Consider the following 23,481-nt stretch of genomic DNA (forward strand, 5'->3'; position numbering starts at 1 on the left):
GAGCTATTTTAAATGGCTCTACAACTCTCTTTTATTAATTTTTATTACATCCACACCATATAGCTAACAAATAGAAATCAATACCCTCGGTTTTTCCAAAAATCTGTTTCAGTACGCTCTACCTCTAATGCCACCTTAAAAGTTTTATCAGCAATAATTTTCCCATTTAGCTCAATCGTCATACGCCAATCACCCAATTTATTCTCTATTGGCAACCAAAGCGTGTCGCCTAAATAAAAGTTCCAATCACTGTTTTTAACGTATACATCGCCTTCAAAGGGGTCCATTACATCACCGTGACTGTCTGGAATATCTGGATGATATATACAATAGTGAAGCTTTTCGCCTTTACCCTTTTTAATATTTACGATTAAGCCAAACTCAACATCTACCTCAGCTATTACATTTGTTGTAAATTGCTCTATTTGTGGCAGTGCTTTACTTTCGCTATCCCACTTAGAGTAAATACCGTGACTTTGTAACGTCACTACAGGTTTTGTTTTAGCCATTAAGGTAACCTTTTATATTAGCTATTTTTGCATTAGTTTAACTTTTGAAATTTTAAAATAAAACACAATCCAATAAAGTTAAATCTCAACTTAGCTTTAATACTTCGTCTATTTACATCATTGCTAATTTGTCATCATTATTTGCACAATTGCTGATTATTGTTTGAGTAACTTAATTGATCAGGTAAGCAGCAATGAAACTACACGCACTTAATAATAATCGAAATAGGGTAAATGCTATAAAACTAAGCACCTTGGCTCTAGTTGTTTCATCGTTAGTTGCTTGCGGAGATGGCGAAGGCATAGTTGATACCTCAACAACTACAGATTCATCACCAACCACCTTAGATAACGGTACAGGTACGAGTAGCTCAACCCAAGGCGTGCTTTGTGAATATAGCTACAGTGAATATAACGAGTCAGTATCAGTACAGGCCACCAGCGTGGCAGATTGGTCATGCACAGGAACTACACGCGACATAGTCGCTAATGGCATACCTGATCACGAAGTAGGTACATTCCCTAATGCCGATAACCCAAATACTATTTCTGAACAATCAGTAAATGAAAGCTACACACTTGAGCCTGTAGAAACAACACAAGCAACCATGCTTGGGGGTCCTCGTGGAATGATAGGTGTTGTACTTAACGGCATTAAAATAGACGCCGGCACAGGCGGAAGTTGCGATGATTCAGGCACCGATTGTGATTTAGGCGACAACAGCGGTAATTGGAATATAGAAGCTTTAAGCCAAGACACGTTTAGTTTTGGAACAGACGACAACAATGCACACGTACAACCCGATGGCACATATCATTATCATGGTATGCCTGAAGGCTTTGTAACACTGCGAGGTGGCAATAGCTCCACTATGACTTTAATAGGCTGGGCAGCAGATGGCTTTCCTATATATGCACGTTACGGCTATGCAGACTCAAATGATGCAACTTCAGCGCTAACCGTAATGACCGGTAGCTACCAACACATAACATCTGTAAGCGCAAACCGCCCTTCTACCGATATATACCCATTAGGTACATTTGCACAAGATTGGGAATACGTAGCAGGCTCTGGTGATTTAGATGAATGTAATGGCCGCGTTGGCGTAACACCTGAGTTTCCTGATGGGATATACCACTACTACGCAACAGACACTTACCCGTTTTTTCAACGCTGCGTTAAAGGCGAAGTTTAATTAGGAGTAAGTTATGCCTTATATAAAAAATTATCTGTTAAGTGTAACCACATTGGGCTTATTGAGCACATCAACATTAGCAAACGCGCATTTAATAGTTGCAGAGCACGGTACGCTGAATTTTGTTGATAATAACGTGTTTATTGTACTTTCAATCCCTATGCCGGCTTTTAAAGGGGTTGATGAAAACAAGGATGGCAAAGTGTCAATAATTGAGTTTAACGCTCATAAAAAGCTAATAACTAAACGAGTTAAAAAGAACGTTTATTTAGCGGATCATCAGTATAAATTTACTATTGACGGACTTTTGCTAAACCCAGAAGCGTCGCATAAACATAAAAGCGACAATATAGACCAAGTAACCATTACTGGGCGCTACTCTTTGCCTAGTAAACTAACCAAAGTTAACTTTAACGTTAAGCTATTTAGTAACAATGAGCACAAGCAGCATTATCAAATTACAGCGACTAATAAAACGCAAAAGCTAACTCATCAATTTGAGCTATCACCAACGTCGCCCTTTAGTAAGGTATTTAATAATTAGTAATACTTACCTAAATAATTAAGTGGCAAAGAGTACAAGTTAAACCAATTTGTGCTCTTTTTATCTTTGTCTTCTTATTTAACACTCTTTAGTGAAGGGTTCTTTCTATAAAGATACAAGCTTAGGATTTTTAGGAAAGTAATGCTCTTGTTGCTGCTCACATAAACTAAACTCACGGGTGTTTTTATATGGCAACTTCATAAAGCCCGCAACACCCACGTCCGTAATATTTACCGCATATTGCATAAGTTTATTAAGAAGGCGTTTAAACTCAACCTCTTTGCTCGAATCGAGTAAACGGTAGTAATGATGAATCTTCATTCTGTCCGGCAGTGCTTCAAAAATAATACACCCCGTATGATGAATTTGGTTAAGCTCAAATACGCATTTAATAACTTTTTTAGGTAGCTGTAGTTGCTCATCAGGGTCTTTACCGTCTTCAAAGTATGAATGTGGGCGGGTTATGTCGTTAGCTTTCATGCTTACAACTTCGTATTCAAGCTCTGGTAGGCTATCAAACTTAAATGCACCGGTGCCATCTCGCTCTAACTGAATGGTTTTACGGGCATCAAACAAACAACACTTAAATAACCCTTTTTGATTAATCGCTTGAGCAAGCATTACCGTGTTATTAATCGCATCGCTAAACGCATCACCCAATGATTCGTCATGCATAATTAAAGATGATTCAACAAACATTGACTCATCCTTCCAATGAAAACTAAGCCCACCTACTACAGGGTACTTAGCTAATCGGCTTATTGATGCTAAAAATGCTTTTTCGGTATCGCCTGTATCAAATAAAAACTCTTTATAATAGCGGTCAAGTTGCGCGTCGTTTATATCTAGTAATTGCTGGTTATGATCGGCTTGGCGTAAAAACTGTTTTCGTGAACTATATACCACCGTGTCGGGCTGCTCGTCGTTGCCATACCAAAAAGGGATATCTGCTTTTTTTGGTTTTTTAGCAAACTCAGGTAAATACGCTTTCGCCATAGTTGTAATGTTGCGCATAAAGTAATCACCAGCACCATCACGTTGAGCTTTACTTTTAGAAAGCATACCGTCAATGACTTTAGCCAGCTCTTTTGGAAGCCCTAAGCTGCTTGCTGGGATAGCTTGTGCACCAAAGCGACATGACTGCGCCGACGCTAGCGCATACAACGTAGCGGCTACACCTTGTTCGTCAAATCGTGGGGATGATTGCTCCCCCGACATTTGCGCTTCACCAATAAAGTACACATCGCCCATACGCGCATTCGTTGTACTTAAATCGCCCGACATTAAATCCATAAAGTTACTCGCAACAGGATTACCATCACTATCTAACTGTGCATACACAGAGCTCCCCCAATCCACTAACGACAGCGCATCAGTGTTTGCATCCCATACAAGGTTTGAAGGTTTTATATCGCCATGCACTATAGGTTGTGGGCTAATGCCATTTTTATGACTGCGTAAATCAACCAGTACATTACGAAGCCTAACCGCGAGCGCCATTATTTGCGCGGCACTAAAGCGCCCTGTTTTAAGCGATACTTTTTCAAGGTCCTCTCCAATGGCGCGTGCCATCATTAAAATCCCTTGTTTTTTAATACGTTCAAAAGCATAAAAGGTAGGCACTAAGGGGTTATTAATTTGCGAAAGCATATACGCTTCGTCTTCTAGGCGGTCACGCACACTTTGAGCAAGAGTAATACGCGAAAACTTAAATACCCAAGGTAAGCCGTTATCGTCATCTCCTGCAAACACAAAGCCAAAAGCACCCGAGCCAATCATTTCAACGTTTTTATAGCCCAACACTGTTAACTGCTTAATACAAATATTAAGCCACTGACGGTGCTTTTTAGCATCGCGGTGCGAAAGCAAATAAACAGATTGCTCTTCGTTAATGTAAAAATTGCGGATTTCTTTGGCTTTCAATACGGGCTCTCTGTCTTGTTAGTGTTATACAGTTATTTAAAGCACTCGATTATTAGTTTTATGTAATAAGATTACAATAGCGTGCGGCGTAGTTTTTAAGTTACCCATCTTTACTCACCCCTAAATAGTTACAAATAACCAACAAATGTTGCATCCAATAAATTATCTAAGCCGTATTTAACATAGCTGCATTAATAACAAATACATTAGATAGGGATTTTAGTCATGAAAACATTAGCAATTTTAGCGCTAGGCGCTTTGTATAGTGGTTATAGCTATGCAAACATAGAAAAATTAACCGTTTATGGTCACAGAGATGGGTTAATTGGTGAGTCAATCAGCGCATCTAGCGGTATTATTGGTCAAGGTGAAATTCAGCAGCGCCCAATGTTAAGAAGCGCCGAAATGTTAGAGTTAATCCCAGGTATGGCGGTCACTCAACATAGCGGCTCTGGTAAAGCTAATCAGTACTTTATTAGGGGGTTTAATTTAGATCACGGCACCGACTTTGCCACCAGCATAGATGGCATGCCAATTAATATGCGCAGCCATGGCCACGGACAAGGTTACACCGACCTAAACTTTATAATCCCTGAGTCTATTTCAACTATTAACTATCAAAAAGGCTCATATAGCGCAAGCCAAGGTGACTTTTCAACCGCTGGTAGTGCTCAATTTCAACTTACTGATAACCTAAAACATCACCAAGTTGAACTCAGTATAGGAGAAGATAATTATAGACGCGCTGTTGTACTGGGATCTACTAACATTGCAACAGGTAAGCTCATTGCAGCGGCAGAATGGCAAGGCTATGACGGCCCATGGGATGATATAAACGAAGATGTAAATAAAAAGAATGCCCTACTGCGCTATGTTGGTAAAGCTTTTGATGGTGACTTATCAATAAGTGCCATGGCATACGACAATACATGGAATTCAGCAGATCAAATTCCACAGCGCGCTATATCACAAAATTTAATTACTCAATTAGGCTCTCTTGACACCACACTTGGCGGTAGCTCTAGCCGTTATAGCTTATCGAGTAACTGGCAGGGCGAGCATATAAAAGCCAGCGCTTATGTAATTAATTACGATTTAAACCTGTATTCTAATTTTAGTTATTTTTTAAATGATCCAATTAATGGCGATCAGTTTAATCAGCAAGATAGCCGAAATATTTATGGAACAGATATAAGCTACCAGTTTGAAACCAAAACATCAGATATAAACATACAACATACCGTAGGTATTGAGCTTCGCCACGACGACATAGATAACGTAGGGCTTTATAACACACAAGCAAGAGAGCGACTTAGTACGGTTAGGCAAGATGAACTAAAGCAAACGAGCTACTCAAGCTTTTGGGAGTCTAAACTTTTACTTACTCCAAAACTTGAAGCAACCGTTGGCGTTAGGTACGACTATTTTGATACAAACGTGACTAGTATTACCGCCGTAAATTCAGGAAAAGCAAAGGATGATTTAGTAAGTTTTAAAGGGAGTTTAAATTACCGTTTTACAAATTTAGTAGCTGCATATGCTAATTGGGGACAATCTTTTCATTCAAATGATGCGCGCGGATCTACTATTAATATTGACCCTGTTACCGGTGAGCAAGCAGAGCAAGTTGACTTATTAGTTAAAAGTGAAGGCGCTGAAATAGGCGTCCGATTTGCTGATGAGCAAAAGTTTAATCTATCAGCTGCACTTTGGTGGCTAACACTCGACTCAGAGCTTTTATTTGTTGGCGATGCGGGTAACACAGAACCAAGTGATGCATCTAAACGTTACGGATTAGAAATAAGCGCTTATTATTGGATTAACGACAGCTTTAGTATCGACGCAGAAACCTCGTTCACGCATTCACGTTTAGATATTAATGACAATAATGATTATATAGAAGGTGCTGTTCCTGTTGTTGCAAGTACAGGTTTAAATTGGCACTTAAGTGAGCAATGGCAGTCATCAGTTAGAGTTCGCCATATTGGCAAACGTACATTAACTAGCGATGGTGACGAGCGTTCGGAGCCTTTAACAGTAGTAAATAGCGCAATTAGCTATGAGCAGACTCACTGGAAAGTAAACTTTGAATTACTTAACTTATTTAATAGCACCGACCACGATATAGATTACTATTATGCATCGCGTTTACCTGGCGAATCAGCACAAGGCGTTGAAGATAACCACTTTCATCCAATAGAGCCACGAACAGCTCGATTAAGTGTAAGTTTATTATTTTAGTATTCATTGAGATTTACAGTGGTACTGTATATAAGAACAGTACCACTGTAAAACATACCCTTAGCCAATAAGTATCTTAGTAATTAATCCGATGCCTCAACAAGCTGGCTGATGTTACTCAACAATGCGAAGTTGATTTATTGAGTTAACAGCAACATGTGTTTGATAGTAATATTTATTGGTTTTTCTGCCTTTACTTAAAAAATCGATAGTTACCCGCTTCGCTTCACCTGTTACTTCAATTGTTTTACCTATAAAAAATGTGTTGGCTGATTGTCCGTATTTTTCGGTGAGTTTAGCAGCTACTTTTGAATCAATTGAAATTGTAATAGCACGTCGATCACGATAGTCAGCTTCGGTATTTAAAAATACGTCACCGAACTGAGAGCCTGCAGTTTTAATATAAAACTTAAATGTACCGCTAACACCTTGTGGCGCGCTCTGCTCCGAAAGAGCTATTAAATTCATATTAGCAGTAGTCCCTTCGCCTAGCGCCGTTAAGTTTTGTACAGAGCTGCAAGCACTAAGTGTTAATACACTTAAAAGAGTAAGGTATTTCAAGATATAACATCCTTTTTTATAAGTAGATGTTAATAGTAACATTTATATATTTTAAGTTTCTATAAAAGAAACAAATTTAGCCCAGTTAAGGGCTAAATTAGTTATATTTTAAAAGTATTCGTTAAGGGGCATTACGCTGCGATGGATTTGATTTAAAGCTTTTTATCATTTGATGAGGATCTACATTTTCACTATGCTCTTTTGCAGCTTTTGCCCACCAAACCAACTGCCCAAAAGTACGGTGAAAATAATTAAACCACGGTGACTGCTCTTCACCAGCTTGCACAGAGCCATTATCATTAAATACTTCTTGTGCTTTTGGTACGTGGATCATTGCTGATACAGGTAAGCAGCCAAGCTCTGATAAAAACGAGCGCATACTAATTGCCGCTCTGAGTCCACCCCACTGCCCAGCAGAGTAAGTAACAATAGCACTGGGCTTATATGAAAATAGTGAGCTACCAAAGTGATTAAGTAAGTCAGCGAGAGCTGGGCTCATACTGTGATTATATTCAGGGCTAACCATTACATATCCATCAGCCGCTTTAATTTTATCAGCTAAAGTATTTAGCATTGAAGGCGCCTTACCTTGAGCATAGGCAAAATGTGGTTTAAAAACTTGATCACTTGGGTAATCAAGTGCATCTATAAGCTCAAACTCATGTTCGGAGAATTGCTCGTTTAAGCACTCCATGCAGGCTTTAGACACTCTCTCACCTAAGCGAGCAGGTTTTGGTGGCGTGCTGTTACGCACTGTCCCTAAGAACACTAAAAACTTCATATGTAATCCTCATATGTATTTGAATAACATCTAAACACTAACACTTTTAGCTTATGTGTATTACACATATCCGTTTTTATTAATTTTGAACACTAATAATTAAATTTAAAACTGCGCTTTAGCAACCACACACTGTTAAAGGTTTTTTATCATGTGCTTATTTTGTCGTTCTCCATACTTTTTGCACATTTAGCCAGTAATATGCCACAGTATAAGTACACCAAAACCTATACTGAAAAGGATACAAGTAATGGGCTCAAATAATTACAGCGCGTTTGCAATCATTATTACCGCAACAGTTTTAACTCTAAGTGGCTGCGACGACTCACCAACTAATAAAAATACTAAGCAAGTTAGTAGCTCCCTTAGTGAAGTACAAAAAACGAATCAAACAATAAATTTATCTATGTTTAAAAAAGGGGCCTTTTTATCTGAGCCTAACATTGTTGATTGCGAAACGGCGCAAGGAACTAAAACTAAGTGTTATGAGTTAATTACATCAGGAGCACCTGCAGGTAGAGAGCCGGGTCCATTTTGCCCGCGCACATCGACCGATGGCGCTGATGTAACTGGCAGTTGGTTTAGTAAAGAAGGTACTGGTGATTTAGTTGATTTAACAGGCCAATTTGTCCTGAAGCTTGATGAATACTACGGCGATGAAAAGTGGGTACTTTACGACACTAAAACAAATGAAATTAGATATACAGCTACAAAAGAGTCTTGCGCTGGTGCAGCTCGCCCTGATGTTGAAGAGCAATATAAACAAAATTGTATTGAGTGTGAACTTTCGTATTTAGAAGATAGTTTTTCATTAACGTATTTAATTCCTGTTACACCTATTCCAGCATCTGATACTGGCCGCTTAAGAACAGTAGGTATAGCACTAGACGGTACTGAGCTATCAGGGCCTGCTCCAATTAATGCAATTTTAGAGAGCTATACCATTGCGGCATTTGATGATTGTGGTGGCCATATAAATTTACACCAAGGTTATCACTATCACTCTACCACTGGTTGTACTGACTCAGCTGCTACAGAAGGTGGACATGCACCTCTTATAGGTTATGCAATAGACGGTTATGGTATTTATGCAATGCGTGATACAAGCGGTAAAGAAGAGTCACTTGATGAATGCCGAGGTAATACAGATGAAGTAAGGGGTTATCACTACCACGCAGCCAGTCCTAGTGAAAATATGTTTATAGGGTGCCTACATGGAGAATCAGTTAGGCCTGCAGGTGGGCCACCGGGTGATCATAATGGTCCACCGCCAGGAAATGATCCTGAAAAGCATTAAAAAGGAGTTGTTATGTTTATAAAAAGTAGTTGTTTAAGCGTGTTTGGTATGGCTTTACTTGCAGCACCCACATTTTTAAATGCTCATTCAGGGCCGTTAAATGGTGTTGCAGTTAAAGCATGCGCAGATAAAGTAAAATCTCAATCATGTAAATACGAAGGCGGCCATAACGATTTATATATTGGCAGCTGCCAGTATATGGCTGATGATTTAATGTGTGTACGAAGCCAACCGATTCAAAAAATTGATAATGGAATTTCCGCCCCTATAAAAAGCCACACTCACGAAAAAGAAAAGAGTGATTTAAAAACCAACGTTAATAAAGCTATGTAAATTTAGGGCTAATTTTTATTGATAAACTCTTAATAAGCAGCACAACCATTTTATTGTGCTGCTAACTTTTAACGATATAGATAGCTCAGACCAATACCACTCCAAAACACGTTTTTTAAGGTTTGATCACCCACAAAGCGCTCAGCATTTTTATTAATTGCCATGGTGTAGCTAGTATATGCGTATACTTCAAGCTGCTTAATAACTTGATACGATACGTTAGCTGTAAGCTTAAGGTTGTTAATACCATTATGGCCATCACTTACATAACCTGCATTAAACCCTAGCCCCGTTTGAAAATCGATATTAACAGCTTCATTTATCTCGTAGCCTTTATTTATCGTAAGCTCTATAAATGTGCCTTGAGAATCAAACGAATAATATGCGCTGCTAGTGAGCTGAAATTTATCATCGTAAAAATACGAAAAATCTAAGCTAACCTCATTGTCGAGAGCATTAGAGGTATTTTCACGCGATCTTAAATGGTTGTAACCAATAAACATATCAACGGTATTAAATAACTGAGTTGCATAAATAGCATTTAAGTTAAACTCGGTATAATCGCTATCAACACCCGTTGCAACCCACGGAATAATAGCTATTTCATTATAATTGAATTCAGTTGCGATTGAGGCAATACCTTTACCCGCTAAATTGTCACGGCCCTCACTTACATATCGACTTTCCCAAAGTGGATGCACATGAAAATCAAAACCGTCATCAACATAAGCTGTACTTGCCTCATCTAGCTTAATATTTCCGCCAACACCTAATTCAGGCTCAAGTGCATGAACGTCTTGGGCCTGCACTTTAGCTAAAAGAGATGCACAAATAAGAGCTGCAAGCAAAGTACTCAATAACGTTTTATTCATTTATAGATACCTAAAGCCAAAATATATGCGCGTAAAAAATAGTCGCACATAGTATTTCGCAATATAAAAATAAGCTATCAGTATTTAATAATTTGAATTTAAAAGATCAGGAAATCTAGCATTCATACATTTTTTATTCGCCACCATTTAAGGGTACCAAATAAGTAAAATGACCCATAAATGCAGCAGATTATCGAGCTTATAATCCAAAATTGAATAGAATTCTGATGAACGATTTGGCTTGAAGTTAAAAAAGGAATGATTAAACCGGCAATACCTCGTATTAAATACACTGCGGTTATTAATACGAGTGCAGTTTTTAAAAATGGCAGTTTTAAAATGGCGCCTGCACCAGAGAGAGCATAAAAGCCCCAAATAGCAATAATAACTGAAATAGCTAAAGTTACATAAGTAGGATACATACTGCCCTGCTCTGCCATTTGAGCCATTTGCTCACCAGCACCCAAAAGGCGATACCAATCAGGCCCTCCAAAAACACAGGCTACATGTAAAAGTGATGCTATAAAGCTTAAAATGCCTGCTGTAAATAACGTATTGTTATTCATGTAATTATAATTTAATGACTCATGTAGGCAACAAAGCCAATTAATAGCACGTAAAAGCTAAACCCGAGCACACAAATTAAATAAACATTTTTAGCTTTATTCGCCTTAAACGATACGTAATCGGTAATATCACATTTAAACTTACCAAAGGTAACTATTTTTAAAATAGTACAACCTGTTGAGTAAATAAAAAAACCTAAAATAGTCTCTACCATTAACCAAATAAACAGATCAAATGCAAAACTCATAACGTTCATCCAATAAACACTGTAAAAATAGCCTATCAAATATTTATTCGATTACAAACTTATTACTATCATTAAGGTGTAACAGTAAATTTCGTTAAACCTATTAACTGACCTGATTCGGTGACTACTTTTACTTGCCACTTACCAACAGAGTCTTTAGGAAAGTTTACTTTGTGTGTCCACGCTCTATAACCTAGTTCTCTCCCGCCGTTTATATTTAACGTGATCCGATCAACTTCTTTTTTATTATGAAGCCACACATGAAATATTTTTTCGTTTAAGCCTCTTGGTGCTTTAACAGCAGTCCAACTATATAAACCTTGATGGTGGAGAGTATATGAATCTAAGTGTTTAATACTCCCTACTGGCTTTTTATGCTGTAAATCAACTTCATGAGCTAACGTAATATCGGTTAATCGCAGTGCTGCAGGAGGCACATAGCTTCTTAATTGCCACACTGCTGTGCTTAAAGCACATAAAATCAATACAAGAATAGGAAAACGCCACCAGCGAGCATTAGGCATTAAATTGTTTAAACTCGGAAGAGTAATCACTACAGCAGTTACAAGTGCGGCAGCTAAACTTTGGCTCGTTGTAAGGTTTAACAAAATAGGTAACGTAACAAGCAAAACAACAAATAAAGCAAAGTTATGAAACACGCTAAATAGCGTGCGGTTTCTGGCAAGTTTTTTATAATAAAAGGGATCGATAACCGATATAACTGCACACAAAGCAATAAGGGAAGTAAAAATTGCTTGAGGATGATCCCACTGCGTAACCGCTAAAAAAAATGGCAACGCAAAAAATAGGCTTTCTTGTTGCACCATTTGTAGCGCAAAACGCATTACATTAGGAGATAAAGCCACACCAAACTTTTCTTCTACTTTATCACGAAGCCAATTATCAATAATTAGCCACAACCAACTAATAAGTAAAAATAACGCAATAAATTGCGAAAAAGACTCTTTTCTATCTACAAGTGCAAAGCTAGCAACGCCCGACAAAAACGCCAGCACAGCCAATAATCCAGGCCGCTTTTGCATCGAGCTTATAAACTTAGCGATTATATTTTTACAGTAATCCATGTATGAGTGTTTCCGTACGGGTACGTACTTTATTATTTTTATTCAGAGAATGATTAGTTTAACCAAGTTTAAATGAACAACAGATAGATGGATGGATTTAAACGCGCCATTTAACAGTACATCAAACTAACCATTTTTAATTAAATAAAAGCTCTGCATAGCGCGTCATTGGTACGTTTATTAATTTTTGTAACGCGTGAGCTTTTACCAGTAATTCATCCTCACTAAGTGCAGGCATTTTATTGTTAAAAGCGAACACAATTTTATTACCGCCTTCAATAATAAAACTAAGAATCTTTCCTGCAAATTCTTTCTCAAGTAGTTGATCAAACACTTCCCTCTGCCCAATTTTGGTATGGCAAATATTAAGTACTAAAACACCATCAAAAGTGAGCGCATTTTTACAATCGCGTAAGTAGGATGATTGCACCTGATCTGACTCCATCCCTTCTGAGCTGTATAAATCAGAAAAAATAACATCCGTTTTTATCTGCGTGTTTTTCATGTAGTTTGCCGCATCATCAATATGAATAAACAAACGTTCTGATACTGGGACTTCAAAATATTTTATAGCCATATCAGCAACGGCTTTACGATATTCAACTGTATGTATAGTCAGCGCGGGAAACGCATGATAAAGACTTTTTGCTATAGAGCCCGCCCCAAGTCCCATTATCATCGCGGTTTTTAAGTGCGGTATAAAAAAAAGCGCAGCCATCATAGCTTGCGTATAAGCTAAGCTTAACCCGTTAATATTATTTAATTTAATACAGCTTTGATAAATTTTTCCGTCAAAGCTGAGAATAAGATTCTTTTTTGTTTGATATACATAAACAGGGCCATGCTCATCAATAGTTGATGCAATACAAGTGCCTTTGATATCCACGAATACTCAATAGGTGAGGTGATGAAAAACGAGTATAACTTAGTTAACGTACTACCATTGCTATTATATAGCCTTTTATTAATTTACAGGCATTTATATACGTACTCAGAAAAGTCGGTTTATCTTTTGAGATTAGATTAGCTAAGGTATCTACTTATATAGCTAGATGGAACTTACCCGTGATGACATTTATTATAAACAGCGATGCAATATGCTAAAAACCAACTAATACACTGATATAGCTATAAAAAAACTCTTTGAATATTCCTCATGTTTAACATGAATAAAGTACACACCAACGAAAAGGAAGTCTAAACGGCTAAACATCCATCCTTTATTTTTATCGATTTATGCCTTTTTTTCGTCAATTACTACGTAATCGCATCTAACAATAATGTGTAATGAATATGACTCATGTTTTATGTGAAATTAAACCGTTTTTCTTCATATGCCAATCCACGTATAAATTACTCATCCCTTAGCGCTAAACACTATTACTAACAACTTAAAGCCGCTGAATAACAAAACCAGCTAAGTAAGTTGCAAGGCTAATAAAGCGCAGAGCATCAATCAGGTTTAAATTATAAAATTGGATATAAACACGATGAAAAAAGATTTTACATTTAATATTAAGAGCGTTTCACTCGACGAAAATTATCATCCATCAACTAATACGCGTATCACAACCAACTTTGCTAATTTAGCCAGAGGTGAATACCGCAAAGCAAACTTGCGTAACGCCTTAAACATGATTAACAACCGTTTTAATGCCCTAGCCCACTGGGATAACACCAAAGGTGAGCGTTATGCTGTTGAGCTTGAAATTGTCTCTGTTGAGATAGGTATTGAAGACGGCGGCGAAAGCTTCCCATCAATCGAAATATTAAAAACAAATATTGTTGATCATAAAACTAATAAGCGCATTGAAGGCATTGTAGGAAACAACTTTTCATCGTATGTGCGCGACTACGACTTTAGCGTACTCCTACAAGAGCACAATAAAGGAAAGCCTCAATTTAGTATTCCTGATGACTTTGGGGTTTTACATGGCAAGCTATTTCAGTCATTCGTGAATTCAGATACATACAAACAAAACTTTAAAAAACCACCGGTTATATGCCTAAGTGTGTCAGATAACAAAACCTACAACCGCACCGAAAACCAACACCCGGTACTTGGCGTTGAATACGAACCAAATGAATCGTCTTTAACTGAGCAATACTTCAAAAAAATGGGCTTACAGGTACGTTATTTTATGCCACCAAATAGTGCCGCGCCTTTAGCATTGTTTTTCTTTGGTGATTTACTTAATGATTACAGCAATCTTGAGCTTATAAGCACCATTAGTACGATGGAAACGTTTCAAAAAATCTACAGACCAGAGATTTATAATGCCAACGCAACAGCGGGTAAATCATATAAACCAAACTTAAAAAACTTGGATCACTCACTAACTCAAATTGTGTATGACCGAGAAGAGCGCGGCAAGTTAGCAAACGAGCAAGGCAAGTTTGCACAAGAGCATTTTATCAAGCCGTACCAAACGGTTCTTGAGCAATTCTCTACTAGTTATCTGTCATAACAACTAATAGTAACAACCAGTAATAACGCGCTTAACGTAACGTTTAATAATTAACTAAAATATACGGCATTATTTATTATGAAAAAATTACTACCTACATCTACCGCTGGCAGTTTACCTAAGCCTTTATGGCTTGCAGAGCCAGAAACACTTTGGTCACCTTGGAAATTACAAGGTGACGAATTAACCCAAGGCAAACACGACGCCCTACGCTTGTCATTATTCGACCAACAACAAGCAGGCATTGATATTGTTAGCGATGGCGAGCAAACAAGGCAGCATTTTGTAACTACATTTATAGAGCACCTAAATGGCGTTGACTTTGAAAAACGTAAAACAGTAAAAATTCGTGACCGATACGATGCAAGCGTACCCACTGTTGTTGGCCCTGTGAGCCGTCAAAAGTCTGTGTTTGTTGAAGACGCTAAATTTTTACGCCAGCAAACCAAGCAACCAATAAAATGGGCATTGCCAGGCCCAATGACCATGATCGACACGTTATACGACGATCATTATAAAAGCCGCGAAAAACTAGCGTGGGAATTTGCCATAATTCTAAATCAAGAAGCAAAAGAGTTAGAAGCCGCAGGCGTTGATATTATTCAATTTGACGAGCCCGCGTTTAATGTATTTTTTGATGAAGTAAACGACTGGGGAATTGCCTGTTTAGAGCGCGCAATTGAAGGGCTCAAATGCGAAACCGCCGTGCATATTTGCTATGGCTACGGCATTAAAGCCAATACAGATTGGAAAAAAACACTAGGAAGCGAATGGCGCCAGTACGAAGAAGCATTCCCTAAGCTTCAGCAATCTAATATCGATATTATCTCATTAGAGTGCCATAACTCACATGTACCAATGGATTTACTAGAACTCATTCGCGGTAAAAAAGTAATGGTAGGCGCTATTGATGTAGCAAATCATACTATCGAAACGCCAGAAGAAGTAGCTAATACGCTACGTAAAGCACTCCAATTTGTAGATGCCGACAAACTCTACCCATGTACAAACTGCGGCATGGCTCCACTACCTCACCATATAGCTAACGGCAAATTAAATGCCTTGAGCGCAGGGGCAGAAATTATAAGAAAAGAATTACTAAAAGAGAATTAGAAAAGTAGCTTTAAAATACAAATTGTAAACAATAACAGCTGTCGCACCATGCCATAGTAAAATCCATAAACATGGTGCGTTAGTTAAAATCTACTAACAAAATTTAGGTTAGATATTTAATTTTTTTATTAAAAAGCTCTAACCTATTTTTTGAAAAATCGATAACTGCTTGGTATTGAGTAAAAAAAGGAGAGCCTAACAAACCATGTACTCCCTTTTCACCACCCGCTACCTGAACATGGTCAAGATTAAGTGACACAAAGTCAGGACTTTCAAACAAGGCATTTCCAAACTCTATTGAATGAACTTCTATATCACCCATAGCGTGATCCGAAGTGCCCAAGCCTGCTGCATTCTCAACATTGAGTGTTTCTTCAATGCTTAACTCACTTAGGCATCCCCTGTCTAAAACTGACGTTCCAGCGCCAGTATCTAAAATAAAACGTAACAATTTACCGTTAATTTTAGCTTCAACAATTTGGTGGCCTGTTTCTGATATTTCAAACTCAATTACGGTTTTGTCTTCAAATATATTCATATACGTTCCTTGTTATAAAGTTTTTAAATATTACTTACTATTTTCAGCTTCCCACAATTAATAGCCAATTTTACTAGTCGCCCACCTCAGGGCGTTTTGTTATATGGCTATTTTCTATCTAGCCAACATTTTTCAAACACTACTTGGTTTGAATTAGAAACAATTAACTTATGAACAAAACTCAAGTCATCCAAGGGAGCAGGATTATTGCCTACCATGTAAGTAACGCTTGATGAATTTACCCAATTACCATTAATACTAACTGACGCCTCATTTTTTAATAGTAATCCCTCGAATAGCCCTTGATATCCAGCCATAACATGAATAGCTTTACTCAACTCTCGTCCTTGCAAGCCATCTGTTGCAATTAAGAGGTTTGAGTGGTCTATAAGTTTTTTTTTGGCAATTTAGATAAGCTTTCAAGTATGTAAGCTTTAGCGTCTTTTAAATATGCCTTATGGTTTGCCATATTATTTTTAACAAAGTCTATCGCTTTTGATACAGGTAAAATTACCTTTGAATAATTAGTTTTGTAGAAAATGGCTGGAAGCTCATAAGATTCGGGATGCACTAATTCAGATTCCCATTTAACTGGATATTGGGTTGACTCACAAGGATCAGATTCTGCTTTCACAAAACCAGAAACTAAAAAAACCGCTAAAACTAAAATTTTCTGCATACTTTCCCTAGCTATAGTCCTGCTTAGTTGGCTTGTTATGTAACCTTTATACCACTTTCCTCAAAAAACTTTTCTAATTTACTTTTATTAATGTTTGATAGAAAAGCAAAAGATCTAAAGGTAATACCAACTTTAGATTTAAAGTCTATTAGGTGACCCAGCGGACCAAGATTATAGGAGCGTATTTCTTGAAGTGAATCAAGTGCAATGTCATCTTTAAAAAAGCCATAACCGTAAAAGTACAACCTATTTTGATGAATTTGAAAAACAGGCTTACTTAAAGCTCTAATAGACCAAACCCAAAGGATAAAACCAACACCAAATAAAATAATCAAAGTAAAATCTAAACGATAGTTAAGTAAGCTAAGTAATAATTCATCATCACTCCTATTACGAGCCTCTAAGAAATAAACACCTAAAAAGGTTCCTATCGGAACTCCAGGTATTACCCAGATGTACATCAAGAATGCTTTCCACATTGGATAATGTTCTGTGGACGAGTTTCTCCAGAATTTCACGATTCTTCCTTGGTTACATAACGAGCCTGTAGATTAACTCGTTTTTAAATTTGTTTTTATTGATAAACAAACCATAGCTGAGTTCCTATTTTGGTTCAATTGATTACTGTATTTTTACGCACAATATTGAAGTCTTTGATATTGTTTTAATTGGCGTTTTGGAAGGGATTACGGGTGTTTGAGTGGCTTTTATTTAGGGTAAAAGGGCTTACCCTTCTTAATGCATCGTGTTTTGCAGCTTTTCTATATTATGAACAAGGCAATACAGTTGCCACACAATAAAGTAAAGGCATTCACTTTCATTTGACCTCGTAAGGTCAATTTATTCATCCTTTTATTCACTGTAATGTTCCGCTTTTTATTTAAAAGAAAGCCGGTTCGATACAGCTGAGTCGTTTGCCATTCTTTAATAAACAGCTATTGTCGTCCGATTGAACTGTCTATTTTTTCTTCCCTTTTGTCTACATAGTTAAGCTTTTTACGTGATTCATTATTTATAACAATGCACTCTTCATACTGTTTTTATTGGCCTTTTTCGTAATAGTTAGGATGGGTGTCATCCTAATTTTGCTCATCATACTGAGCTACTGTTCATATTGTAAATTTTAGTTTTCATCTTGTAATTCTAGGTCTGTTATCGTTACGGATGTCTCACCGTAATTCTTAGCTCTTACTTTCATTAACTCCTTTAACCTGGTTATTTCTCTAGGTGAAAGTCTGAACTTTCCACCTGTGTTCGCGTCTTTAGTGACTTTATCGGTCAATGCATAATTTCTTGATATTCCTATTGATGCTGCTGAGTTAGTAGACATGCCCCCACCAAAGACTCTTTTACTTCCAAATAGATCAGCAATTGCCCAATTATTTATAATGGGTTCAATTTTATCCGACTTATTTATTATTTCATGGGTTGTTTCATCAGCAAATTGCAACAGATGAAGTTTGAGGTCATTGCTAAAATTAGGAAAATAATCAGCATTTCTCGCATAATAACTAGAGACCTCTAAACTATTTAGAGAATCAATTTTTGTACCTCTATTCGAATTGACAAAATCTGTTGCATTATTTTTTAATAACTTATATACATTTTTACCTGAAAAGGCTTTTTTATTGATATTTGGGCTGCCGATATACCCTTGATATAATCCATAAATAATTAAAGGTTCTTTACTATAGTTTTTATCTAAAATCCCATACTGTATGTCACTGAGACTCAACTGAAGACTACCAATATTTACTAGCTTTTTATCCAATAGTGAGTCAGGACCAGTTAATATTTTTTCTAAACTAACTATTGGATACCGCTTAACAATTTCGTTAATTAAAGTAATGTTATAAAGATTAAGCCAATAGGCCAATTGCTCTTGTTTTGAATATAAATTAAGGTTGTTTTTCTCGGGCAATGATTCTAAATATTTTTTAACATCATTGACTAAACTTTTTTGTTTAGGGGATTTTATCAACTCATATGTGAATCTGTTACTTTCATTATGGGTAGCACTGGGAAAAACATTTCTTAACTTAGTACCTATCGGAGGTTCGTCAAGTTTAGCATTTTTTCTTCTGGATGGACCCATATCAAGAACATTCGATTCTAATAATATATCCACAGGTTCAAAGTTTATTGTTAACTTAGATTTAGGTGAATAAACGCTAAATTGAGGGTAGGCTTTATCTTCAGCGAGAAGATATTTTGGGGCACTTAAAAGCAATAACAAACAGCTAAACTTGATCAATAAACTAACTAATTTAAATAAACTCATAAAAAATCCTTATTTTGAGTAGAATAGCCCATATTCTTCATGAGCAACATAACGAGCCTTTAGATTAACTCGTTTTTTATTTATTTTTATTGATAAACAAACCATAGCTGAGTTCCTATTTTGGTTCAATTGATTACTGTATTTTTACGCAAAATATAGAAGTGTTTGATATTGTTTTAATTGACGTTTTAGAAGGGGTTGCGGCTGGTTGAGTAGCTTTAATTTAGGGTAAAAGGGCTTACCCTTCTTAATGCATCGTGTTTTGCAACTTTTCTATTTTATGAACAAGGCAATACAGTTGCCACACAATAAAGTAAAGGCATTCGTTTTCATCTGACCTCGTAAGGTCAGTTTGTTCACCCCTTTATTCACTGTAATGTTCCGCTTTTTATTTAAAGGAAAGCCGGTTCGATACAGCCGAGTCGTTTGCCATTATTTAATCGAGAAAGTGGAGCCTATCAGAGTAAACGAATGATACGAGGTGGACGGCAAAAAATTAGAACCGCAATGTATATGGTAATGATGTCAGCTATCCAATGTAACCCTAAATTTAAAGCTATTTATCATCGGCTAGCCGCGGCAGGGAAATCTAAAAAAGTGGCTATTATTGCCTGTATAAGAAAGCTTATAGTAATCATTAATTCTCTGGTGAGAGATGGTGTCATGTGGGATCCTAAAATGGTTTAAAATTAGGAATTGACACTATAATCCCTTATGTGGAGTCCCATTTATCAACAACTATTTTAACTAAATAAATTCGCTTTCTTATGTACGAGTTCTAAATGAGGCGCTACCTCGACTCCAAGATAATTTCGCGTGTTAGAACACTCTTCTTGTTAACGAGCTTTTCGCTCTTGTGACTATACTGTGTCGTCTAACATGTTGTTAATTTAGCTAAAGCTGATGTTTGATTTTTTATAATAAAACAGCTTTATATTCTGTTTTATTATTGATTAAAGAAAAAGCGGTTCTAACCGTTTTATTGGCTAATGCGACTGCTGCACACTTTTTTCCTCGTCGTTCTATTAACGCTTTAAGCCAGCGCTCTTTACTTGTTTTTGGCTCTCGCTTAACAACTTGTTGGATGACAGCCATTGCACCTGTAATCAGTAAACTACGTAATGTTGTATTTCGACGCCGACTTATTCTACCTAAACTTACTTTACCACCAGAGCTGTGCTGAGTCGGTGTCAAACCTATACAAGCAGCGGCATCTTTGCCCGCTTTAAACCTGGCTAATTCACCCTACGACAAATTAATAAAAAGATGAATGGCATTTAAAATCCCAACCCCTTCTAGGCGCATTAGTTTTTTACAGCTTGGTGTTTCATCAACCCATTTAGCCAATGCTAAATCATAGGTCGCGATTGCTTCAGTTAACGTTAAATATAAATCCAATGATACTTTAAGCATTTTTCTAAATGCATCACAAAAACCATTCTCGGCATCTTCCAATGTATCTTGGACTGTACCTACAAACTGACTTATTGAGCGACCACTGCTTATATTAAATTCACGCAGTAAACCTGTGAGTATTAAATTCACGCAGTAAACCTGTGAGTTGATTTTTAAGCGCTACTTTTTGTTTAACACTGTGCTCTCTCAATTTGAGCATTGATTGCGCTTGCTGTTCATTAATTGATTTTGCAGTAATAAAGTGAACATCTGGTAACAGCGATGCTTGTAAAACAGCCAAAGCATCATTTTTATCTGTTTTTTGACTTTGACGAACAGACATAACTAATCGCGCAGATATTAGTAAGGAATTATGACCAAGTGAAGTTGCAAATTGATGCCAATAATTAGCACTCGCACAGGCCTCAAAAATAATCGTTGAAGGACTAAGCGATACCAAGTACTCACTAAATTGTTGCAGTGTCATCTCATTATTTGAGTGCACTTTATTATTTGTAGAACTACAAACTTGTATTAATTTATGAGCTAAATCGACACCAATTCTTAACTTATTCATAATTGAACTCCGAAAAATAATTTCTACTTAAGTGTAGAAGTTGGGAGTCCAATTATCTTGTTATATGCCATCTTCTTCTGCGGCACGTTGCTTTATTTTTGGTAATTGTATTTGAAAAGTTATATACACAATTACTAAAGGGAAAAAGCCAACCCAAGTTAAGTCATGGAATACCCAAAAATATGTAAACCAAGTTTGAATAACAATTAAAGTAAACAATTTCAGTAACCGAGGAAAAAGTAAAAGACTCCCCATACCTAAAACAGGAAAAGCGAATATACAATTCCCAGCCAGTGATTGCAGAAAATACCCAAAGCTTTCAGGAAACTCTAAACCAACAACAAATTTAGAATAAATGAGATCTGTGTAAAAAGACAATAAGCCTAACAAAAGAAAATACGTTGAGAATTTTTCATCCTTTTTTATTTTATTATGTTGGCGGTTTCTCTCCGCTAATTTTTCGAGCGCATCCATTGCTGGAGATTCCTTTGCATTTAACACCCATTTAAGGGGCTGATAATAGTTTGCTAAAATGTGTAGCGAAGCGAAACTGAGCAAACTGTTAGCAGTCCCGCTTTAAATTCTTGTTAGTTGTGCTTTTAAACAGATCGAATTTAGAAATGATATAAATAGGCTCTTTTTTACTTTCTACTTTATAAAGATATTGATTTTTTAAAAAATTAGTTTTTTCTTTTATTAGGTTGATTTGCCCCCAAGGAATTAAAAATTTATTGGGAAATAGTAGAATCAACATCTTATTTTGACCTATAAACAAACCTTGTTTACATGGTTTTATATTTAGAAAATTTCTATATTCACTGTTTTTCTCCTGAGAAAAGTCCGCAACATTTGTCAGGTTAATACTTTTTGATTTAAAAAGTGAACGTTCAGAAATACATAAATCCGTTTTGTACTCTTTTGCTAGTTTAGGGTAAAATCCAACAATGCTTTGTACATAATTTACTAGAACAAAGAAGAATAAAAAAAGAATTAAACCTATGAGAAACTCCATTTTTAAAACTCCAAAAATCTATTCCATACTACAGGGTGAATTTAAGCCAACTAACGAGGCTGTAGAATAACTCCAACAACCAAATTCAATTAAAAAACGAGTTCCTCAAATCAACTCTAAGCGCTTTAAAAGCATTAGGTAATGCATTTGGAAACCATAAAACAGGCTGTTTTCTTAAAAAAGAGTAATTCTACAGCCTCAACGCCCACTTAAGCGGACAAAAATAGCTGGTTAAAATGTGAAGCGAAGCGGAACCTGAGTAACTGTTTTTGTTGCATTTTAAGTGCTTTTAAGGTTTTATTAACTCTGCCCATTTGTTGTTTAAAAAGCCAGTCTCTTGCCCAACTGACATTATTACTGGACTGATATTATTAGTTTTAGGCAACTCGAAAACTACGTCATAGATGGTTATATCTTTAGCACTTATACCATTAGATTTAGCCCATTCTAGAATAGCAGGATCTTTAGTATCAACGATACTCGCTTTGTCGAGCGCCTTAAAAAATACATAGTGCTCTAATTCAGATTCAATTTTCGTTGGGTTGCGTTTAATAGAAAATTCAAGAACAAGAAGTTCAGGCTTATTGCTGTACAGTTGAGAAATATAACTTTCAGCTTTGTTTTTATATGCAGCTTCTGTATTCCAGAATTCATCAATTTCATTCGAATACGCGAATGTTGAAATAAATACGAGGAAAATAAAAGGTAGTTTAAATTTCATCCGTGACTCCAGAAAACCCTAACGCCGTTTTAAGCGGCAAATTGTAGTTGGCTATAATGTGTGAGGAACGAACAACAGCCAACTGTAATTTGTCCGACTTGAAAACCATTGTTATATGGTTTTATTAGGCCGTATCCGCTTAAAAAACATTGTATACGTGACTGTAAACCAATCGTAATTTACGCTAACTAATTCCCAGCCTTGTTTTCCCAGTTCTGTGCAGCGAGTTTGCAACCGGACAAATTTGGTAGTGCGAAATGTAAGAAGACCACCAACTTTTTCTACTTTATACTCAAATATATCCATATACTTCTATCCTGTGAACCATATAACGCCTAATTAACAGGCAAAAAATGGTTGGCTAAAATAAGTGAACGTAGTGAACAAAAAGCCAACTGTTTTTAGTCCCGCTTAATTTCTTGTATGGATAATAAACCCATAAATTAATTAATACTTTAACCAAGTTCGGGTAATGTGAGGCCCAAGCTTTGGCTGCAACCAAAGCCTTTTATACAGTAGTTCGATTGATTGAAGGCTCCTC

Annotated in this window: 24 protein-coding genes and 2 pseudogenes; 8 read left to right on the top strand and 18 right to left on the bottom strand. The window is 36.7% G+C overall.

Going from position 1 to position 23,481, the window contains the following annotated elements; genetic code table 11:
• Nucleotides 1–77: 77 nt before the first annotated feature.
• A complete protein-coding gene (locus tag H5157_RS07690; protein WP_182724480.1) occupies nt 78–509 on the bottom strand; it encodes a DUF3859 domain-containing protein in 432 nt (143 codons plus the stop codon).
• A gap of 194 nt (nt 510–703) precedes the next feature.
• On the opposite strand from H5157_RS07690, the gene H5157_RS07695 reads away from it, so the two are divergent.
• Nucleotides 704–1,705, top strand: a complete 1,002-nt coding sequence (locus H5157_RS07695) for a YHYH protein (protein WP_182724481.1) — start codon at nt 704–706, stop codon at nt 1,703–1,705.
• A 13-nt stretch (nt 1,706–1,718) separates the two neighbouring features.
• The gene (locus H5157_RS07700; RefSeq protein ID WP_182724482.1) at nt 1,719–2,249 is read left to right on the top strand and encodes a hypothetical protein; all 531 of its coding nucleotides are present in this window, start codon (nt 1,719–1,721) and stop codon (nt 2,247–2,249) included.
• A gap of 105 nt (nt 2,250–2,354) precedes the next feature.
• Here the strand turns inward: H5157_RS07700 and H5157_RS07705 are convergent, their stop codons facing one another.
• Nucleotides 2,355–4,172 (bottom strand): protein kinase domain-containing protein, encoded by a 1,818-nt coding sequence (locus H5157_RS07705; RefSeq protein WP_182724483.1) that lies wholly within the window; start codon nt 4,170–4,172, stop codon nt 2,355–2,357.
• 225 nt (nt 4,173–4,397) lie between these two features.
• Here H5157_RS07705 and H5157_RS07710 point away from each other — a divergent pair, with 225 nt between their 5' ends.
• The gene (locus H5157_RS07710) at nt 4,398–6,413 is read left to right on the top strand and encodes a TonB-dependent receptor (protein ID WP_182724484.1); all 2,016 of its coding nucleotides are present in this window, start codon (nt 4,398–4,400) and stop codon (nt 6,411–6,413) included.
• 114 nt (nt 6,414–6,527) lie between these two features.
• On the opposite strand, the gene H5157_RS07715 is transcribed toward H5157_RS07710, so the two are convergent.
• Both H5157_RS07715 and H5157_RS07720 read right to left on the bottom strand, forming a co-directional pair.
• On the bottom strand, nt 6,528–6,974 hold the full coding sequence (locus H5157_RS07715) for a hypothetical protein (RefSeq protein WP_182724485.1): 447 nt from the start codon (nt 6,972–6,974) through the stop codon (nt 6,528–6,530).
• Nucleotides 6,975–7,095: 121 nt separating this feature from the next.
• Nucleotides 7,096–7,755 (bottom strand): NADPH-dependent FMN reductase, encoded by a 660-nt coding sequence (locus H5157_RS07720; RefSeq protein ID WP_182724486.1) that lies wholly within the window; start codon nt 7,753–7,755, stop codon nt 7,096–7,098.
• A gap of 250 nt (nt 7,756–8,005) precedes the next feature.
• Here H5157_RS07720 and H5157_RS07725 point away from each other — a divergent pair, with 250 nt between their 5' ends.
• Both H5157_RS07725 and H5157_RS07730 read left to right on the top strand, forming a co-directional pair.
• Complete coding sequence (locus H5157_RS07725; RefSeq protein WP_182724487.1) at nt 8,006–9,052, top strand: YHYH protein; 1,047 nt, start codon at nt 8,006–8,008, stop codon at nt 9,050–9,052.
• 12 nt (nt 9,053–9,064) lie between these two features.
• Nucleotides 9,065–9,385 carry a hypothetical protein gene (locus H5157_RS07730; RefSeq protein ID WP_182724488.1) on the top strand — a complete coding sequence of 107 codons (321 nt, stop codon included), beginning with the start codon at nt 9,065–9,067 and terminating at the stop codon, nt 9,383–9,385.
• 68 nt (nt 9,386–9,453) lie between these two features.
• Here H5157_RS07730 and H5157_RS07735 read toward each other — a convergent pair whose 3' ends face one another.
• The 5 genes from H5157_RS07735 to H5157_RS07755 form a co-directional block, all read right to left on the bottom strand.
• Nucleotides 9,454–10,257 carry a hypothetical protein gene (locus H5157_RS07735; protein WP_182724489.1) on the bottom strand — a complete coding sequence of 268 codons (804 nt, stop codon included), beginning with the start codon at nt 10,255–10,257 and terminating at the stop codon, nt 9,454–9,456.
• Nucleotides 10,258–10,379: 122 nt separating this feature from the next.
• Complete coding sequence (locus H5157_RS07740; RefSeq protein WP_182724490.1) at nt 10,380–10,823, bottom strand: hypothetical protein; 444 nt, start codon at nt 10,821–10,823, stop codon at nt 10,380–10,382.
• Between the two features lie 11 nt (nt 10,824–10,834).
• A complete protein-coding gene (locus tag H5157_RS07745; RefSeq protein WP_076926026.1) occupies nt 10,835–11,071 on the bottom strand; it encodes a hypothetical protein in 237 nt (78 codons plus the stop codon).
• 71 nt (nt 11,072–11,142) lie between these two features.
• Entirely contained in the window at nt 11,143–12,156 is a 1,014-nt protein-coding gene (locus H5157_RS07750; protein WP_182724491.1) for a DUF5924 family protein, read from the bottom strand.
• 136 nt (nt 12,157–12,292) lie between these two features.
• Nucleotides 12,293–13,042: an ATP-binding protein gene (locus H5157_RS07755; RefSeq protein WP_182724492.1), complete on the bottom strand. Its 750-nt coding sequence runs from the start codon at nt 13,040–13,042 to the stop codon at nt 12,293–12,295.
• Between the two features lie 604 nt (nt 13,043–13,646).
• On the opposite strand from H5157_RS07755, the gene H5157_RS07760 reads away from it, so the two are divergent.
• A complete protein-coding gene (locus H5157_RS07760; RefSeq protein ID WP_024599076.1) occupies nt 13,647–14,624 on the top strand; it encodes a DUF1852 domain-containing protein in 978 nt (325 codons plus the stop codon).
• Nucleotides 14,625–14,702: 78 nt separating this feature from the next.
• Nucleotides 14,703–15,737: a methionine synthase gene (locus tag H5157_RS07765; RefSeq protein WP_182724493.1), complete on the top strand. Its 1,035-nt coding sequence runs from the start codon at nt 14,703–14,705 to the stop codon at nt 15,735–15,737.
• Between the two features lie 103 nt (nt 15,738–15,840).
• Here the strand turns inward: H5157_RS07765 and H5157_RS07770 are convergent, their stop codons facing one another.
• From H5157_RS07770 to H5157_RS07790, 5 genes are all read right to left on the bottom strand, one after another.
• Complete coding sequence (locus tag H5157_RS07770) at nt 15,841–16,275, bottom strand: retropepsin-like aspartic protease (RefSeq protein ID WP_182724494.1); 435 nt, start codon at nt 16,273–16,275, stop codon at nt 15,841–15,843.
• Between the two features lie 107 nt (nt 16,276–16,382).
• The gene (locus tag H5157_RS07775) at nt 16,383–16,613 is read right to left on the bottom strand and encodes a hypothetical protein (RefSeq protein WP_220496824.1); all 231 of its coding nucleotides are present in this window, start codon (nt 16,611–16,613) and stop codon (nt 16,383–16,385) included.
• 47 nt (nt 16,614–16,660) lie between these two features.
• The gene (locus H5157_RS07780) at nt 16,661–16,954 is read right to left on the bottom strand and encodes a hypothetical protein (RefSeq protein WP_182724496.1); all 294 of its coding nucleotides are present in this window, start codon (nt 16,952–16,954) and stop codon (nt 16,661–16,663) included.
• 35 nt (nt 16,955–16,989) lie between these two features.
• On the bottom strand, nt 16,990–17,472 hold the full coding sequence (locus tag H5157_RS07785) for a hypothetical protein (RefSeq protein WP_024591717.1): 483 nt from the start codon (nt 17,470–17,472) through the stop codon (nt 16,990–16,992).
• Between the two features lie 605 nt (nt 17,473–18,077).
• The gene (locus H5157_RS07790) at nt 18,078–19,235 is read right to left on the bottom strand and encodes a DUF547 domain-containing protein (protein WP_182724497.1); all 1,158 of its coding nucleotides are present in this window, start codon (nt 19,233–19,235) and stop codon (nt 18,078–18,080) included.
• Nucleotides 19,236–19,673: 438 nt separating this feature from the next.
• Between H5157_RS07790 and H5157_RS07795 the strand changes: the two are divergent.
• Nucleotides 19,674–19,922 (top strand): annotated as a pseudogene (locus tag H5157_RS07795) (transposase); the annotation flags it as partial.
• 228 nt (nt 19,923–20,150) lie between these two features.
• On the opposite strand, the pseudogene H5157_RS07800 reads toward H5157_RS07795, so the two are convergent.
• The 4 genes and pseudogenes from H5157_RS07800 to H5157_RS07815 form a co-directional block, all read right to left on the bottom strand.
• Nucleotides 20,151–21,207: pseudogene (locus tag H5157_RS07800) on the bottom strand (IS110 family transposase).
• A gap of 60 nt (nt 21,208–21,267) precedes the next feature.
• On the bottom strand, nt 21,268–21,681 hold the full coding sequence (locus H5157_RS07805; RefSeq protein WP_182724498.1) for a hypothetical protein: 414 nt from the start codon (nt 21,679–21,681) through the stop codon (nt 21,268–21,270).
• Between the two features lie 88 nt (nt 21,682–21,769).
• The gene (locus tag H5157_RS07810; protein WP_182715381.1) at nt 21,770–22,219 is read right to left on the bottom strand and encodes a hypothetical protein; all 450 of its coding nucleotides are present in this window, start codon (nt 22,217–22,219) and stop codon (nt 21,770–21,772) included.
• A gap of 289 nt (nt 22,220–22,508) precedes the next feature.
• Nucleotides 22,509–22,940: a hypothetical protein gene (locus H5157_RS07815; protein ID WP_024600383.1), complete on the bottom strand. Its 432-nt coding sequence runs from the start codon at nt 22,938–22,940 to the stop codon at nt 22,509–22,511.
• Nucleotides 22,941–23,481 lie beyond the last annotated feature (541 nt).

The sequence above is a fragment of the Pseudoalteromonas sp. SG43-3 genome (genome assembly GCF_014164385.1).
Lineage (GTDB): Bacteria > Pseudomonadota > Gammaproteobacteria > Enterobacterales > Alteromonadaceae > Pseudoalteromonas > Pseudoalteromonas distincta.

Excerpts from the sequence above, each read along its gene's own strand:
- H5157_RS07770 (WP_182724494.1), bottom strand. The coding sequence starts at position 16,275 with ATGAATATATTTGAAGACAAAACCGTAATTGAGTTTGAAATATCAGAA.
- H5157_RS07815 (WP_024600383.1), bottom strand. The coding sequence starts at position 22,940 with ATGAAATTTAAACTACCTTTTATTTTCCTCGTATTTATTTCAACATTC.
- H5157_RS07710 (WP_182724484.1), top strand. The coding sequence starts at position 4,398 with ATGAAAACATTAGCAATTTTAGCGCTAGGCGCTTTGTATAGTGGTTAT.
- H5157_RS07690 (WP_182724480.1), bottom strand. The coding sequence starts at position 509 with ATGGCTAAAACAAAACCTGTAGTGACGTTACAAAGTCACGGTATTTAC.
- H5157_RS07720 (WP_182724486.1), bottom strand. The coding sequence starts at position 7,755 with ATGAAGTTTTTAGTGTTCTTAGGGACAGTGCGTAACAGCACGCCACCA.
- H5157_RS07790 (WP_182724497.1), bottom strand. The coding sequence starts at position 19,235 with ATGAGTTTATTTAAATTAGTTAGTTTATTGATCAAGTTTAGCTGTTTG.
- H5157_RS07765 (WP_182724493.1), top strand. The coding sequence starts at position 14,703 with ATGAAAAAATTACTACCTACATCTACCGCTGGCAGTTTACCTAAGCCT.
- H5157_RS07695 (WP_182724481.1), top strand. The coding sequence starts at position 704 with ATGAAACTACACGCACTTAATAATAATCGAAATAGGGTAAATGCTATA.
- H5157_RS07760 (WP_024599076.1), top strand. The coding sequence starts at position 13,647 with ATGAAAAAAGATTTTACATTTAATATTAAGAGCGTTTCACTCGACGAA.
- H5157_RS07810 (WP_182715381.1), bottom strand. The coding sequence starts at position 22,219 with ATGGAGTTTCTCATAGGTTTAATTCTTTTTTTATTCTTCTTTGTTCTA.
- H5157_RS07725 (WP_182724487.1), top strand. The coding sequence starts at position 8,006 with ATGGGCTCAAATAATTACAGCGCGTTTGCAATCATTATTACCGCAACA.
- H5157_RS07780 (WP_182724496.1), bottom strand. The coding sequence starts at position 16,954 with ATGCAGAAAATTTTAGTTTTAGCGGTTTTTTTAGTTTCTGGTTTTGTG.
- H5157_RS07745 (WP_076926026.1), bottom strand. The coding sequence starts at position 11,071 with ATGAGTTTTGCATTTGATCTGTTTATTTGGTTAATGGTAGAGACTATT.
- H5157_RS07735 (WP_182724489.1), bottom strand. The coding sequence starts at position 10,257 with ATGAATAAAACGTTATTGAGTACTTTGCTTGCAGCTCTTATTTGTGCA.
- H5157_RS07730 (WP_182724488.1), top strand. The coding sequence starts at position 9,065 with ATGTTTATAAAAAGTAGTTGTTTAAGCGTGTTTGGTATGGCTTTACTT.
- H5157_RS07700 (WP_182724482.1), top strand. The coding sequence starts at position 1,719 with ATGCCTTATATAAAAAATTATCTGTTAAGTGTAACCACATTGGGCTTA.
- H5157_RS07740 (WP_182724490.1), bottom strand. The coding sequence starts at position 10,823 with ATGAATAACAATACGTTATTTACAGCAGGCATTTTAAGCTTTATAGCA.
- H5157_RS07750 (WP_182724491.1), bottom strand. The coding sequence starts at position 12,156 with ATGGATTACTGTAAAAATATAATCGCTAAGTTTATAAGCTCGATGCAA.
- H5157_RS07805 (WP_182724498.1), bottom strand. The coding sequence starts at position 21,681 with ATGGATGCGCTCGAAAAATTAGCGGAGAGAAACCGCCAACATAATAAA.